Origin of the sequence: Promicromonospora sp. NPDC059942 (assembly GCF_042731755.1) — a bacterium.
In the GTDB taxonomy this organism is placed as follows: Bacteria; Actinomycetota; Actinomycetes; order Actinomycetales; family Cellulomonadaceae; genus Promicromonospora.
Genome location: NZ_JBHWLR010000037.1, coordinates 9,371 through 23,671, shown reverse-complemented (window position 1 = coordinate 23,671; position 14,301 = coordinate 9,371). Strand labels below are relative to the sequence as shown.

Sequence of the window (14,301 nt, the reverse complement as noted above, 5' to 3'; positions counted from 1 at the left end):
CGGCCCGGCCGCGCGCTGGGTGCACCCTCACGCCCGGCCCGGCCTCCCGACCGGCGCGCCCTCAGTTCGGGCCCCGCTCTCAGACCTCCAGCAGCACCCGGACGTCCCACGGGCCGAGCTCGATCCGCGCGCCCTCGGCCAGCTCCTCGCCGCTGAGCAGGTCGCGGACCGCGCCGGGCAGCACGAAGACGCTCGGGTCCCAGGACCACGAGTGCACGAAACGTACCCGCTGACCCGCTGGGTTCCGCGCTCCGGTCACCGTCTGCGACGGCGCCTGCGGACGCCACCGCGCCGGTTCGGACCCGCCGCCCGACGCCGGCCCCACCGCAGTCGGCCGAGCCGTCGGCCCGGCCGTCGGCCCGTCCAGGACCGACGGCCCGCTGTGTCGCGCCGCCCAGTCCAGCACCGCCCGGGCCAGCGCCGGGTCGGGCACGGTGCCGACCGTGGTGACCCGGCCCGTGCCGTGCGCCCGGGTGGTGACGGCGGGCCAGCGGCCGAAGTGCGGGTGGTCGTAGCCGACCAGCACCTCGGCGTCCAGAACCTGCAGCCCGTCGACCCAGCTCGTCGCGTGCGCGTCGGCAAGGGGGTTGTCGAGGGCGCCGTCGGCCACGTCGAAGCCGTCCGCGGCGTGCACGGGCAGCGGCGCGTCGATCGTGGCGAACTCGTCGTAGAAGACGCCGGCTGCCGCGCTCAGGTGCGCGGGCTTGCGCTCCGCCCGCGCGCGGGCCTCCTCGTCCTCGTACCCGGTGCGGATGCCCAGCACGAGGTGGCCGCCGGCCGCGGCGTAGCGCTCCAGCCACTGCAGCCAGGCGTCGTCGGCGATCGTGACGCCCGCCGCGACCAGCACGGGATGCTCGCGTGCGGCGTCCTCGGGGGTGGCGTCGGTGAGCTGGGCGTCGTGCACGAGCCGGGCCTGCAGGCCGGCGTCGAACGCCCCGCGGTAGAAGGCGTCGAAGATCCGGTGCCAGCCGCGCGGGTCCGGTCCGGTGCCGCCGCCGAGCTGCGGGAACTCGGCCAGCGACCACTTGCTCGGGTTGGACCAGACGAGGGCGACGTCGGCGTCCGGCGTCAGGTTCGCCACCGCGGGACCGGCCGCACGCAGCTCGGCGCCGAGCTCCGCGACCTGCCGGTAGACCCGGCCCGGCTCCAGCGAGTGCGGCAGCACGCCGCCCCAGTACGTCTCGGTGCCGTAGGGGAGCGTGTGCCAGTGCCAGTACTCGATCATGGTCGCGCCGCGCGAGACCAGCGCCCAGGCGGCCTGCCGCCACTGGCCGTCGTAGGCGGGCTCGTTCTGCCAGGGGCCGCCGATCGCCTGCGCGTTGGTCTCCGTGACGAGGAACGGCGCCTGCTTCGAGGCGTACATCCGGTCGGCCGTGGCGTACAGCGACCACGTCCCCGTGGTCATCCAGGCCTGGTCGTCGGTGACGCTCGGGGGCAGGGCCAGGTGGTCGCGCATCCGGTAGTACGGGTTGCCGGCGGTCACGTCCAGCTCGCGCGTGAGCGCGTCGTCCTGCACGCCCGGGCGCTCGTACGAGATGCAGGTGGTGACGAACTGATCCTCGCGCGCGTACTCGCGCACGACGTCGGCCTGCCAGCCGATGAAGTCGGTGGTGAGCTGCGCCTGGAACCGGCGCCAGGCGAGCGCGTACTGCGGCTGAGCGTTGCCCGACGGCGTCCACAGGTCCGCCCACGAGGACAGCCGGTGCGACCAGTACGTCAGCCCCCACTCGTCGTTCAGCCGCTCGACCGAGCCGTACCGGCTGCGCAGGTGGTCGACGAACCGCTCGAAGACCTGCCGGTTGTGGAAGATCTCGTTCCCGGGCTCGTTGTCCACCTGGAAGCCGACGACGGCGGGGTGCGCGGCGTACCGCGCGACGACGGCGCGGATGACCCGCTCGGCGTGGAACAGGAACGACGGGTGCGTGTAGTCAATCTCCTGGCGCGCGCCCCAGCCCATCGCCCGGCCGTCCGCCCGGACGACGTTGATCTCCGGGTAGAGCCGCGCCAGCCACATCGGCACCGCGTACGTGGGCGTGCCGAGCACCACCCGGATGCCGCGCTCGTGCGCGCCGTCGAGCACGGGCTGGAGCCAGTCGAGGTCGAAGCGCCCGTTCTCGGGCTCCCACGTGGACCACACCGACTCGCCGACCCGGATCACCGAGAACCCGGCCTCGACCATGAGATCCAGGTCCTTCTCCAGCCGGTTCGAGAGCCGGTCCTCGGGCCGGTGGTACTCGGGGTAGTACGCGGCGCCGAAGAGGACGCCGTCGGTCAGGTGGTGCAGGGGGCTCATGGCGGCCTCTCGGGTCGGGGCTGGTCGGGTGCGGGTCAGGCGTGCAGGTGGATGTGCAGGTGAGTGCGCAGGTCAGGTGTGCGGGGTCTCGGGTGGAGTGCCCTCGGGCGGCGGCGCGGTGCTCTCCCGGACCACGAGCTGGGTGGGGACCAGCCGGTTCCGCTCCGTCGGCGGCCGGCCCTCGACGGCGCGCAGCAGCCGGTGCACGGCCAGGCGGGTGACCTCGGCGAAGTCCTGGCGCACGGTCGTCAGGGGAGTGGACAGGTACTCGGCCTCGGGGGCGTCGTCGAAGCCCACGACGCTCACGTCGTGGGGCACCCGCAGCCCGGCCAGCTCCACGGCCCGGACGGCGCCGATCGCCATGTGGTCGTTGGCGGCGAAGATCGCGGTGACAGGGGTGTCGGTGCGCGTGTCGTCGGTGGAGTGCGTGACGTCGGTGGAGTGTGTGTCGTTGCTGGAACCGGCGCGGCTGGAGCCGGCGCGGCTGGAGCCGGCGCGGCGCAGCAGCTCCGTGGTCGCCTCGTACCCGGACCGGGGGCTCCAGTCGCCGTGCACCACCGGCGGTGCGGTGATGCCGGCGTCCGACAGTGCGCCGCGCCAGCCGGCGATCCGGCGGGCGGTGGCCGACCAGCCCGCGGTGCCGGCGACGTGGTGCACGGTGCGGTGCCCGAGCGCCAGGAGGTGCTCGGTGGCGGCCCTGGCCCCGGCCAGCTCGTCGGCGCCCAGCACCAGCTCGTCGGGGCGGGCGGGATCTGTGGTGCCGGAAGCGGTGGCCCCGGCCGGGTCGTCCGCCGACGTCGGCGAGTCGAACGTGAGGACCGGCAGCCCGCCCGGCAGGCGCAGCTCCGGGTGCCCCAGGTCGATCGGCTCGGAGAGCACGAGGCCCGCGACGTCCTGGGCGACGAGCTCGTCGATCGCGGCCTGCAGGTCGGCGACGCCGCCGCCCTGCGTGCGCGCGACGCTCAGGTGGTAGCCGGAGCCCCGCAGGGCGGCGTCGACGCCCTGGAGGATCGACGTCGGTCCGTACAGCGCGGTGCCCATCGTGACCATGCCGATGCGCTGGTTCCGGCGGGTGACCAGGGCGCGGGCGGCCGCGTTCGGGCGGAAGCCCAGCTCCTCGATGACGGCCTGCACCCGCGCGCGGATGGCGTCCGCGACGTGCGGCTCGTGATTGACCACACGCGACACGGTCTTCTGCGAGACGCCGGCACGGCGGGCGACGTCCGTCATCGACACGCGCTGTGTCGCACGCTGCGACACCGGCTGCGACACCCGCTGCCCGGCATCCATGGACCAGCTCCCTCGCTGTGGTCGGACCGTGTGACGGCCGGACTGACTACGTAGTCAACGGGGCCGAGCGAACCACGCTCTGACTACGCAGTCAAGGCCCCGGCCGCCGCCGTACCGGGTGTCGTCGTGCCGGGCGTCGTCGTGCCGGACGCCGTCGTGCCGGCCGCCGTCACACGGGCCGCCGTCTCGCGGGCCGCCGTCGCACCGGGCGCCCGCCCAGCCACGAGTAGCCGACGGCGGTGACCGCGACCGTGCAGAAGATCCCGGCCGGCGCGACCGTCCCGGTCAGCAGCACGGCCGTGACGAGCGCGACACTCGCGGCGGCGAGCTCGGGCCGGCGTCGGCGGAGGCTGGGCCGGAGGCCCGGCTCGGCGTTCTCCTTGGGCGTGACCACGAACCTGGCCCCGTTCCCCGCCGCGACCCGCAGGACGGCGCGCAGCGCGACGACGGCCACTGACGCGTAGAGCATGGCGCCCCGCATGAGGAACGAGATCGCGGCCAGCACGGAGCCCACGACCGAGCCCCCCATGGTGGCGACGCTCGACCGCCCCGGCGACCAGCCCGGAGACCAGCCCGGAGACCAGCCCGGAGACCGGCCCGGCGACCGGCCCGGCGACCAGCCCGGCGTCCGACCCTGCGTCCGGCCCGGCGTCCGGCCCTCCAACCGGTCCCGCGTCTGGATCAGGCGGAGCGCCTCGGGCAGCAGCGGCACCGCGCCGAGGATCCCGAGCGAGACGCCGAGCGGAACGGGCAGGCCCGGCGCGTGGCCCGGAGCTGGGCCCGCGCCGCCGGCGGCCGCCGCGAGGCCGAACGCGAACAGCGTGACCGTCAGGGCGGCGCCCACGAGCGGGGAGGCGAGGTCCACGAACACGTCCAGCCGCCGCGCGGGGTGCAGCCGGGGGTCGAACAGCAGCCCGCCGCTGCGGCCGAGGAGCTGCATGGCGCCCTCCGTGAACTTGCCGAGCTGGGTGGTGAACGCCGCGTAGTCCGTGGGCGCGTCCTCGACGGAGACGAGGTCCGGCACGTACCGGACCGTCTGTCCGCGGCCGGCGAGCTCCAGGGTCAGCGCGGCGTCCTCGGCGACGACCTCGGGAAAGCCGCCGGCCGCGCGCAGTGCGCCGACGTCGAGCAGGGCACCGCGACCGGCGAACGTGGCGATGCCGAGCGCGGACCGGCCCGCCGACACCGCGCGCAGGTGGGCGTCGAACATCCCGCGGAAGTCGCGGACGAACCGGGTGCCGCCCCGCCGCGAGCGGATCTCGCCCTGCACCACGGCCACCCCGTGATAGGCGCGGAGGTGGCGCAGCGCGGTCCGGACGAAGTCCGGGCCGATCTCCTGGTCGGCGTCCAGGATCACGACGGCGTCCACCCCGTCGGCATGATGGCTCAGGTAGTTGTTGAGATTGCCCGCCTTGAAACCCCGCCGGTCCGCCCGCCGCACGACCTCCACGGCGCCCGGTGCGCAGCTCGCGGCGAAGGCGTCGACCGCGGCCCGCGCCGCGCCGGTGCGCGAGTCGTCCAGGATCACCGTCCGGAGCCGCCCGTGGGACTGCCGCATGCTGCGGCGCACGACGTCCGGCCGGAAGTCGTCCGCCGTCGGACACAGGAGGGCGACGACGGAGTCGAGGTCGGGACGCGCCTCCCGCGCCCGCGACCCGAGGGACGGGTGCCGCGGCCGGCACGACGCGACCAGCAGCAGGGCGGCTCGCGCGCCGACCAGCCAGGCCGCGGCGATCGCGCCGGCGGCCGGCGGCGTCGTCGCCCACAGCGCGGGGGTCGACGGCGGGGCGCCCGCGGAGAGTGCGAGCCACGCGAGCGCGGCGAGGCCGGCCCAGGCCAGCGCGAGCGACAGCGCGGGCAGGACGGCGGAGGAGACGCCGGCCGGGACGGCCGGACGTCGGGGACGCGGAGGGGGTCCATCGGGGCCCGTGATCACCATGCCTCTCATCCCAGCGGTGGTGATCTGCCTGGTCACGGGCGTGCGGGCGACGCCGGGGGTAGACCTGGCACTACCCCGGGAGTCCACCGCGCGCCCTCTCCGGCCGTACCCTCCGGCGGTACCGTGAGGGCGTGCGCCGACCCGACAGCCTCGCCCTCGCCGTGCGCCGGCCCGGCTACCTGGTGTCCGCGTGGCTGCCCCGCGCCTGGCTGTTCACGCTCACGAGCGCGCTGGTCACGGGGCCGTTCGTGATCCTGATCTTCAGCGGCCTGCTACACGCGCAGTCGCTGTACGCCCTGGTCGTTCTCCTGGTCGTCGTCACGCTGGCGTGCAGCCCGCTGATCGCCCGGCTCGACCGGTTCCGCGTCCCTCTGCTGGGACAGGACCGGATCGCCGACCCGCACACGCAGGAGCTGGTCCGGCTGCGCCTCACGGAGGCGGCGACCTGGCGTGAGGTCGTCTACGTGACGGCCTGCCTCGTGGTCGGCTGGGCCTGCGCCGCGATGCACCTCCTGGTCGTCGCGGCGGTGTCGGCCGCGGTGACGATCCCGGAACGGGTGATCGCGGGCGATCCTGTCTGGGACGCGAACCCGGCGGGCGTCGCGCTCGGCTTCGCCGTCGCCGTGCTCAGCCTCCCGGCGCTGGGATACACGGTCGGGTTCCTGGCGCTGGCCCAGGGTGCGCTGGCGCGCACCCTGCTCGCGCCCCGCGGCGACGAGCTGCGTCGTCAGATCGCCCGCCTGACGGCGTCGCGGGCGAACCTCGTCCGGTCGTTCGAGGGCGACCTGCGCCGCATCGAGCGCGACCTGCACGACGGCGCCCAGCAGAAGCTGGTGACCCTCGCCATCGCGCTCGGCTCCGCGGAGCTGGACCTCGCGGAGCTCGACGCCGACGCCCTGGCCCGGGCGGGCGTCGACGTCGCGCGGCTGCGCGGACACCTCGACCGCGCGCACGACCTCGCCGAGGCCGCGCTCGACGACCTGCGCTCGACGGTCCGCGCGATCCACCCCCGGGTGCTCGCCGACCACGGGCTGACCCCCGCCGTGCACGAGCTGACGTCCCGCATGCCCGTCCCGGTGACGCTGACGAGCACCGTGGAGGACCGGTTCGACGCCGAGGTCGAGCTGTGCGCCTACTTCGTCGTCAGCGAGGCGCTGACGAACGTGGCGCGGCACAGCCGGGCGCGCGGCGCCGGCGTCGAGATGGCGCAGGACGGCGGCGTCCTGACCGTCCGGGTCGACGACGACGGCGTCGGCGGCGCGGACCCGCGCACCGGAACCGGGCTCGCCGGCCTGCGCGAGCGCGCCGAGGCGGCCGACGGGAACCTGACGGTGACCAGCCCGGCCGGCGGGCCGACGACGATCGCCCTGCTCCTGCCGGCTCGCGCGCCCGCCGTCGTGCAGACGCACGCGCCCGCCGTGGTGCCGGAAGGTGTCGCCGTCGTCGGGCAGGGCGCTGCGCCCGCCGTCAGGCCGGGCGATCTTGCCGACCCGACCGGGGCGGCCTGACGTGCGGGTCGTGCTGGCGGAGGACTCGGTGCTGCTGCGGGACGGGCTGGTCTCGCTGCTCGAACGCGTGGGGCACGAGGTGGTGCACGTGACGGGCGACGCCGACGAGCTCGTGCGGCTGGTCCTCGCCGACGGCGCGCACGGCGAGCTGCCCGACCTGGTGATCACGGATGTCCGCATGCCGCCCCGGCTGGAGAACGACGGCATCGACGCGGCGGTCGAGCTCCGACGACACTTCCCGGCGCTGCCCGTCGTGCTGCTCTCGCAGTACGTCGCCGACGCCTACGCGCGGGACCTGCTCGCGGGCTCCTCCGGCGGGATCGGCTATCTGCTCAAGGACCGGATCGGGCGCGTGAGCGACGTCATGACGTCGCTGGAGGTCGTCGCGTCGGGCGGCACCGTGATCGACCCGCAGATCGTCCGGTCGCTGCTCGACCGGCGCGCATCCCCGCTCGACGTCCTGACGCCCCGCGAGCGCGAGGTGCTCGCGCTCATGGCCGAGGGCCGGTCGAACCCGGAGATCGCCGCGCGGCTCGTGGTGAGCGACGCCGCGGTGGCCAAGCACATCGGCAACGTGTTCGCCAAGCTCGGCCTCACCGTCGACGAGACCGGGCACCGCCGGGTACGGGCCGTGCTCGCGTACCTGCGCGGCTGAGCGGGAGCGTCCGCCGGACGGCGGATGATCCGTCCGCCGGATGACGGAAGATCGGCGCGAGGCGTGCGCCGTTCGGCGGATGTCTTCGCGGGCCGCGGACGGGGCTGGGGCCCGGCCCGGGCCGAACCGGGCGAGGCCGAGATGTGCGCTTCTACCCCGTCATTGGGCCCGGAAACACCGTGTTTTCGGGCGCAATGACGGGGTAGAAGCGCACTTCGACGGCGCCGGCGGCGGGCCGGCTCGTGTGCGCCTGGCCTTCCGGCGGCCCCGGCCTGTCCGGCGAGATCCCTCAGTTGGCACTTGTGTGTCATGTGACCAGCACCTACAGTTCTGGTTGTTAGCGTTCACATCGACGTGAAGGGTTCATTGATGAGCCGACGAACGACCGCCAGGTTCGGAGCCGCCCTCGTGGCCGGCGCCCTGGTCACCGTCCCGCTCGCTGCGGGCGCGCTCGCCGCCGACGGCGCCGCCGCGAACACCGCCCCGACCAGCGCAACCGGCACCAGCACCACCGTCACCAGCACCACCGCCACAGCCGCCCAGGAAGCTGGCACCGGCGCCGGCTCACCCGAGGACCAGTACGCCCCGCGCTCCCTCCCGTTCGCCCTGCCGGGCTTCAAGGAGCAGGAGTTCGACGGCGCACTCCTGGTCGGCGAGGGGCACGCGCGGTTCTCGCTGGCCTTCAACATGGTGACGCCGCAGGGCCGCGTGCTCGACGACAACATGGTCCCGTGGATCAAGCGGATCGGGACGGTCACACCCGACGGCTCGTACTACGAGATCGACATGACCACCGACAACCGGAACATCACGCCGGAGACGATCGGAGGACTGCGCGCCGTCCTCGCCCACCCTGAGGACTGGTCCGAGGCGGAGGTCGAGAAGGCGCGCGAGCAGCTCCCGGTCCAGGAGGCCGCGTACGAGGCGGCCGTGCGCGACACCCGGACCGTCCGGCTGCGGTTCTCGACCACGGACGACGGCGAGATCGTGGGCTCGGCGACCGCACTGACCGACGACACCGAGGTGTTCCTGCAGGCCAGCCCGCCGTGGGCCGAGCCGAGCACGTACCGCCCGGAGGGGGAGCGCTCGATCGTCGCGACGTCGGCGGGCGTTCGGGACGCCTCCCAGGTGGGCAGCTTCCGGCTCGACTCGACGGAGACGCCCGAGGAGACGACCGGTTATGCGAACGTCGCCGAGCTGCTCAAGGGCCTGGCCGGCAAGGAGTACGCGGCGGGGGAGGGCGCCGTCGCGCAGCGGTACGCGCTGGACAAGGGGGAGACCGTCGCGTTCCAGGCCGCCGTCTCGACGCAGGCGCCCGACCGGTCCCGGCTGAGCACCCGGGACGTGACGCGCATCCTGGACCGTGCCGAGGCGCGGGCCGACGACGACACGCTCCACGGCCGCGGCCCGACCGGTCAGGCGGCGACCTACCTGCGCGACGCGATGTCGCTGAACGACAACTGGGACGAGAAGTACGACCGGTCGTTCGTCATGTGGGGCCTCGGCGGCGGTGGTGACGACATCTTCCTGGGCTGGGACTCCGCCTGGGACGCGATCACCGAGCTGAGCGTCGACCCCGCGACGGCACTCGACCACATCCGCGACTTCTACGACCAGAACGGTCCGCGCTACGACCAGCTCCACGCCGGGCCGATGCACACCTACGCCGCCTGGCGGGCGTACACGCGCACGGGGGACCGCAGCATCCTGGAGCTCGTCTACCCGATCATGACGCGGTACATCGAGCGGATGCCGGAGTTCGACACGAACCAGGACGGGCTCCTGGAGAGCCCGTGGGTCGAGGAGCGCCGCGGCGGCCGCGGCAACCACCTCGGCCTGGACGACAGCCCGCAGTACTGGAACTACGTCGAGGTGCCGCGCGACGGCGGCACGGACACGCGGGAGAACACCAACCTGACCGACGTCGCCCTCAACTCCTACTACGGGCTCATGGCCGAGAACCTGGCGCAGATGGCCACGGTGCTGGGCGACACCGCCGGGGCCGAGCGGTACGCCGCGCTGCACGAGCGGCTCGAGGTGCGCATGAACGAGCACCTGTGGAACGACGAGCGCGGGCTCTACCTCAACCGGTACCTCGACGGGAGCTGGGAGCCGACCAACACGCCCACTGTGTTCTACCCGATGTTCGGCGGGCTGGCGACGCCGGAGCGCGCGGAGATCCTGGTGCGCGACCACCTGGAGAACCCGGAGGAGTACGGCGGCGAGTTCGTCATCCCGAGCGTCGCGCGCAACGATCCGGCGTTCTGCGCCGGGCGCGTCAACGAGTCGACGCAGTCCTACCGCTACTTCCAGCCGGGCGAGGAGGACGCGTGCGAGGAGTGGCAGGGCGCTGCCTGGCCCCCGATGAACGCCACGGTCTACGACGGCCTCAAGCGGTACGGCCTGGACGAGGCGGCCGCCGAGCTGGCCACGAAGTCGACGTCGATGTGGCTGACCTCGTACAAGGAGATCGGCTGGTTCCCGGAGTACTTCGACCCGGAGGCCGGCCAGGTCATCAACTCCGTGGCGACCGACACCGCGTGGCGCACCTACTCGTGGTCCAACCTGATGCCGCTGATGAGCACGCAGGAGCTGATCGCGGACGAGCCGTGGGGCGACGCCGACGGTTTTCGCTTCGGCACCCTCGGCCTGCCCGGTACCAACACCGTGTCGGAGGTGCCCCTGAAGGGGCACGCGTGGTCGGTGACGGCGGGCCCGCGCACGACGACGGTGGAGCGTGACGGCCGCACGGTGGTGCGCGCCGAGGGCGGTCGGATCGTGGCCCGCGACGTGGTGCTCGACGCCGCCCGCGGCGGGAACTCGATGAACGTCACGACGACGTCCCGCACCACGATCACGGTGACGGTCCCGGGCGTCCACCCGAAAACCTTCCAGGTCAAGAAGGGCGAAACCCACCTCACCTGGTAACCCCACCCCAACTTTTGGGGTGGTGGGGGTTTTTTTCCCTAGAACCCCGAAAAAAAAAAACACCCAGCACTCAGCGGGGCGGTTGGGGTTGAGTGGCGGCTAGACGAATGCGCCTAGGAGGAGGACGACCAGCAGGGCGACCACCGAGAGGACCGACTCCATGAGCGACCAGGTCTTGAAGGTCTGGCCGACCGTCATGCCGAAGTACTCCTTGACCAGCCAGAAGCCGGCGTCGTTCACGTGGGACAGGAACACCGAGCCCGCGCCGATGGCGAGCACGAGCAGCGCGGCCTGGGTGGGCTCCAGTCCCGCGGCCAGGGGCGCCATGATGCCCGCGGCGGTGATCGTCGCGACGGTCGCCGAACCGGTGGCGATCCGGATGAGCGCCGCCACGAGCCAGCCGGCCAGCAGCGGGGTGATCCCGGCGTCGGCGATGCCGGAGGCGATGACGTCGCCGACACCCGTGTCCACGAGCGTCTGCTTGAAGCCGCCGCCCGCGCCCACGATGAGCAGGATGCCGGCGATCGGCGCGAACGAGGAGCCGACGAGGTCGCCGAGCTGCTGCCGCGTGCGTCCGACGGCGGTGCCGAAGGCGAACAGCGCGAACAGCGACGTGATCAGCAGCGCCACGAGCGGCTCGCCGAGGAACTCCAGCACGGTGCCGTAGCCCGTCCCGGTGGTGCCCGCGATCTCGACGACGGACCGCGCGAGCATCAGGATCACGGGGAGCAGCACGACCAGGACCGAGATGCCGAACGACGGCTTGCGCAGCGTGGTGGTGCCGGCATCGGTCGCCGTCGCGGTTGCCGTCGCGTTTCCGGAGTTGTCGGACGACGGCGCGCCGCCGGTGTCGGCCGCGCCCGTGCCGCCCGCGGCGGCGTCGGACATGCCCAGCACGGTGGTGGGCGGGTCCAGCTTGACCCAGCGCGTGAGCGGGATGGCGAGCAGCGGCCCGGCGATGATCACCGTCGGGATCGCGACCAGGAGGCCGAGGCCGAGCGTGAGGCCCAGGTTGGCGCCGAGTGCGTCGATGGCGAGCAGCGGACCGGGGTGCGGCGGCACCAGGCCGTGCAGCGCGGAGAGCCCGGCGAGCGCAGGGATGCCGACCAGGACGGGGTTGGCGCGCATGCGGCGCGCCACGATCATCACGACCGGGATCAGCAGGACGACGCCGACCTCGAAGAACAGCGGGATGCCGACGACGAACGCGATGAGCGCCATGGCCCACGGCAGCCGCTTGGTCGGCGTCTTGTCGAGGATCGTGTCGACGATCCGGTCGGCGCCGCCCGAGTCGATGAGCAGCTTGCCGATGATCGCCCCGAGCGCGATGAGCACGCCGACGCCGGCGACGGTCGACCCGAGGCCCGCCGTGAAGCTGGTGAAGGTGTCCGTGAGGCCTACCCCGGCCACGATCGCGAGCACGCCCGAGCCGAGCACGAGCGCGAGGAACGGGTGCATCTTGAGCCAGACGATGAGTCCGACGATGACGACGATGCCGATGAGCGCGGCCAGGACGAGCTGCGGGGTCGAGGCGGTCGGTGCGGTGTCCGCCGCGGCGGCGACGGCGAGAGCAGGTCCGTTGAGAGCGGGGGCGTTGAGGGCAGGGAGGGCGAGAGCGGTGTCGAGCATCAGGCGGCGTCCTCTCCCAGCAGGTGCAGGATTTCGTCGACGATCTGGTCCGGGCGCGGCGTGACGTCCACGGAGAACCCGGGCTCGTCGTCGGCCAGCGGCTCCAGCGCGGCGAGCTGGCTGTCGAGCATCTCGGGCTTCATGAAGTGCCCGGCGCGCCCCTGGATCCGGGTGCGCAGCAGGTCGTACGAGCCGGTGAGGTGCACGAACTGCACGCTGCCGTTCGTGTTGCTGCCGTTCGTGTCACGGCCCGCCGTCTCCAGCAGGTCGCGGTAGCTGCGGCGCAGGGCGCTGCACGGCACCACCGCGCTGCGTCCCTCGTTCAGCTCCTTGGCGAACCAGTCGCGGATGCCGCGCAGCCAGGGCCAGCGGTCGTCGTCGTCCAGGGGGTGGCCGGCGGCCATCTTGGCGACGTTCTCGGGCGAGTGGAAGTCGTCGCCCTCGGCGAACGACGCGCCGAGGCGCCCGGCGAGCAGGGCCGCGACGGTGGTCTTGCCCGAGCCGGCCACGCCCATCACGACGATGGCACGGGGTGCGGGATCGGTCCCGGCGGGCCCTGCCGGGCCGCCGCTTGTCTCGGTCGAGAACATCGCTGTCTCGGTGACGTCTGTGTCCATGGACCTATCTTCACCCATTGATGACACCATTAGCACGTGATTCATGTCACCAATGGTGTGACCAATCCGCCGTCGTCGACGGCGCCCGAGCTCGGCCCGAGCACGGCCCGAGCCGGTCCCAACTATTCTTGGAGGATGCCCCCCGTGCTGCACAGCCCCGTCCTCGACGCCCTGGGCCGCCGCATCACCGCTGGTGAGCTGCCGGCCGGCGCCGCGCTGACGCTCGACGGGATCGGCAGCGAGTTCGGGGTGTCCCGCACGGTCGCGCGCGAGGCGATGCGCCTGCTCGAGGGCCTCGGCCTGGTCCGGTCCGGTCCGCGTGTGGGCATCGTCGTGCTGCCCCACGCGGCCTGGAACGTGCTCGACCCCCGGGTCATCGCGTGGCGCCTGGACGGCCCGGGCCGCACGTCGCAGCTCCGGTCGCTCACCGAGCTGCGCCAGGCCGTCGAGCCGCGGGCGGCAGCCGGGGCGGCCCGCGGCGCGACGGCGGCGGTGCGCGACGAGCTCGTCGCCACCGCCAGCCAGATGCGCAAGCTCGGCGAGGCGGGCGAGGGCGACGGCGCGGAGTTCCTCGCGCTCGACATCCGCATGCACGAGCTCGTCATGCGCTCCAGCGGCAACGAGCTGTTCACGGCGCTCGCCGACGTCGTCGCCGTCGTGATCTCCGGGCGCATCCACCTCGGCCTCATGCCCGCCTACCCCGTGCCGGAGGCGCTCGACGCGCACGAGGCGGTGGCCCGGGCCGTCGCCGCGGGCGACGCCGAGGCCGCCGAGGAGGCGATGGCACGCATCGTGCGCGAGGTGCGCGGTGCGCTCGACGACGGCACGGCGCCCGCGCACCCCGCTCAGGCCTGACCGCCGAACCAGCTCTCCTGTGCGGCGTCCAGGCCCGTGCCGGCGTCCCAGTCCTCGAGGGGCTCGGAGAACTCCCACTGGTAGCCGAAGGGGTCGACGCACTCGAACACGCGGTCGCCCCAGGCCTCGTCGGCCGGCTCCGACGTGATGGTGCAGCCCGACGCCCGGCAGTAGTCGTAGCTCGCGGCCAGGTCGTCCACGCCCAGGCCGACGGCCACGCCGAGCCCGCGCGGACCCCGCTGGGTGAGCCGTTCGCGCTCGCTGTCCGGGAACGGCATACCGACCAGGGCGTCGACGATCAGCTGCACCTCGCCGCGCGCCAGGATCGTCATCACCGGACCGCCGTCGGGGCCGGGGATGGAGCCCACCTCCTCGAAGCCGAAGCCCCGGTAGAGCTCCGCCGCCGCGACGACGTCGTCCACCCGCAGACCCACCCGGAATGCTGCTGCTACCACTGGTGCCTCCTTGATCGAGTTGCCGCGATCGTGCTGCCGCGATCGTGCTGCCGCGATCGTGCTGCCGCGATCGTGCTGCCGCGATCGTGCTGCCGCGATCGTGCTGCCGCGATCGTGCTGCCGCGATCGTGC

Annotated in this window: 10 protein-coding genes; 4 read left to right on the top strand and 6 right to left on the bottom strand. The window is 73.5% G+C overall.

Annotation, left to right across the window (positions count from 1 at the left end; all coding sequences use genetic code 11):
* Positions 1–79 precede the first annotated feature (79 nt).
* The 3 genes from ACFV9Q_RS28600 to ACFV9Q_RS28590 form a co-directional block, all read right to left on the bottom strand.
* The gene (locus ACFV9Q_RS28600; RefSeq protein WP_377237222.1) at positions 80–2,293 is read right to left on the bottom strand and encodes a beta-galactosidase; all 2,214 of its coding nucleotides are present in this window, start codon (positions 2,291–2,293) and stop codon (positions 80–82) included.
* A gap of 72 nt (positions 2,294–2,365) precedes the next feature.
* Entirely contained in the window at positions 2,366–3,583 is a 1,218-nt protein-coding gene (locus tag ACFV9Q_RS28595) for a LacI family DNA-binding transcriptional regulator (protein ID WP_377237221.1), read from the bottom strand.
* A gap of 169 nt (positions 3,584–3,752) precedes the next feature.
* Positions 3,753–5,522 (bottom strand): glycosyltransferase family 2 protein, encoded by a 1,770-nt coding sequence (locus ACFV9Q_RS28590; protein WP_377237220.1) that lies wholly within the window; start codon positions 5,520–5,522, stop codon positions 3,753–3,755.
* 131 nt (positions 5,523–5,653) lie between these two features.
* On the opposite strand from ACFV9Q_RS28590, the gene ACFV9Q_RS28585 reads away from it, so the two are divergent.
* The 3 genes from ACFV9Q_RS28585 (at position 5,654) to ACFV9Q_RS28575 (ending at position 10,613) form a co-directional block, all read left to right on the top strand.
* On the top strand, positions 5,654–7,030 hold the full coding sequence (locus ACFV9Q_RS28585; RefSeq protein ID WP_377237219.1) for a sensor domain-containing protein: 1,377 nt from the start codon (positions 5,654–5,656) through the stop codon (positions 7,028–7,030).
* Position 7,031: 1 nt separating this feature from the next.
* Complete coding sequence (locus ACFV9Q_RS28580; RefSeq protein WP_377237218.1) at positions 7,032–7,685, top strand: LuxR C-terminal-related transcriptional regulator; 654 nt, start codon at positions 7,032–7,034, stop codon at positions 7,683–7,685.
* A gap of 369 nt (positions 7,686–8,054) precedes the next feature.
* Positions 8,055–10,613 (top strand): amylo-alpha-1,6-glucosidase, encoded by a 2,559-nt coding sequence (locus ACFV9Q_RS28575; protein WP_377237217.1) that lies wholly within the window; start codon positions 8,055–8,057, stop codon positions 10,611–10,613.
* A gap of 99 nt (positions 10,614–10,712) precedes the next feature.
* Here ACFV9Q_RS28575 and ACFV9Q_RS28570 read toward each other — a convergent pair whose 3' ends face one another.
* Together ACFV9Q_RS28570 and ACFV9Q_RS28565 are read right to left on the bottom strand one after the other, a co-directional pair.
* Positions 10,713–12,242, bottom strand: coding sequence for an SLC13 family permease (locus ACFV9Q_RS28570; protein WP_377237216.1), 1,530 nt, complete (start codon positions 12,240–12,242; stop codon positions 10,713–10,715).
* Positions 12,242–12,832: a gluconokinase gene (locus ACFV9Q_RS28565; protein WP_377237223.1), complete on the bottom strand. Its 591-nt coding sequence runs from the start codon at positions 12,830–12,832 to the stop codon at positions 12,242–12,244. Before ACFV9Q_RS28565 ends, ACFV9Q_RS28570 begins: the two co-directional genes overlap by 1 nt.
* 162 nt (positions 12,833–12,994) lie before the next feature.
* On the opposite strand from ACFV9Q_RS28565, the gene ACFV9Q_RS28560 reads away from it, so the two are divergent.
* Positions 12,995–13,714, top strand: coding sequence for a FadR/GntR family transcriptional regulator (locus ACFV9Q_RS28560; protein ID WP_377237215.1), 720 nt, complete (start codon positions 12,995–12,997; stop codon positions 13,712–13,714).
* Here ACFV9Q_RS28560 and ACFV9Q_RS28555 read toward each other — a convergent pair.
* Entirely contained in the window at positions 13,705–14,169 is a 465-nt protein-coding gene (locus ACFV9Q_RS28555; protein WP_377237214.1) for a VOC family protein, read from the bottom strand. The two genes, ACFV9Q_RS28560 and ACFV9Q_RS28555, sit on opposite strands and share 10 nt — an antisense overlap.
* Positions 14,170–14,301 lie beyond the last annotated feature (132 nt).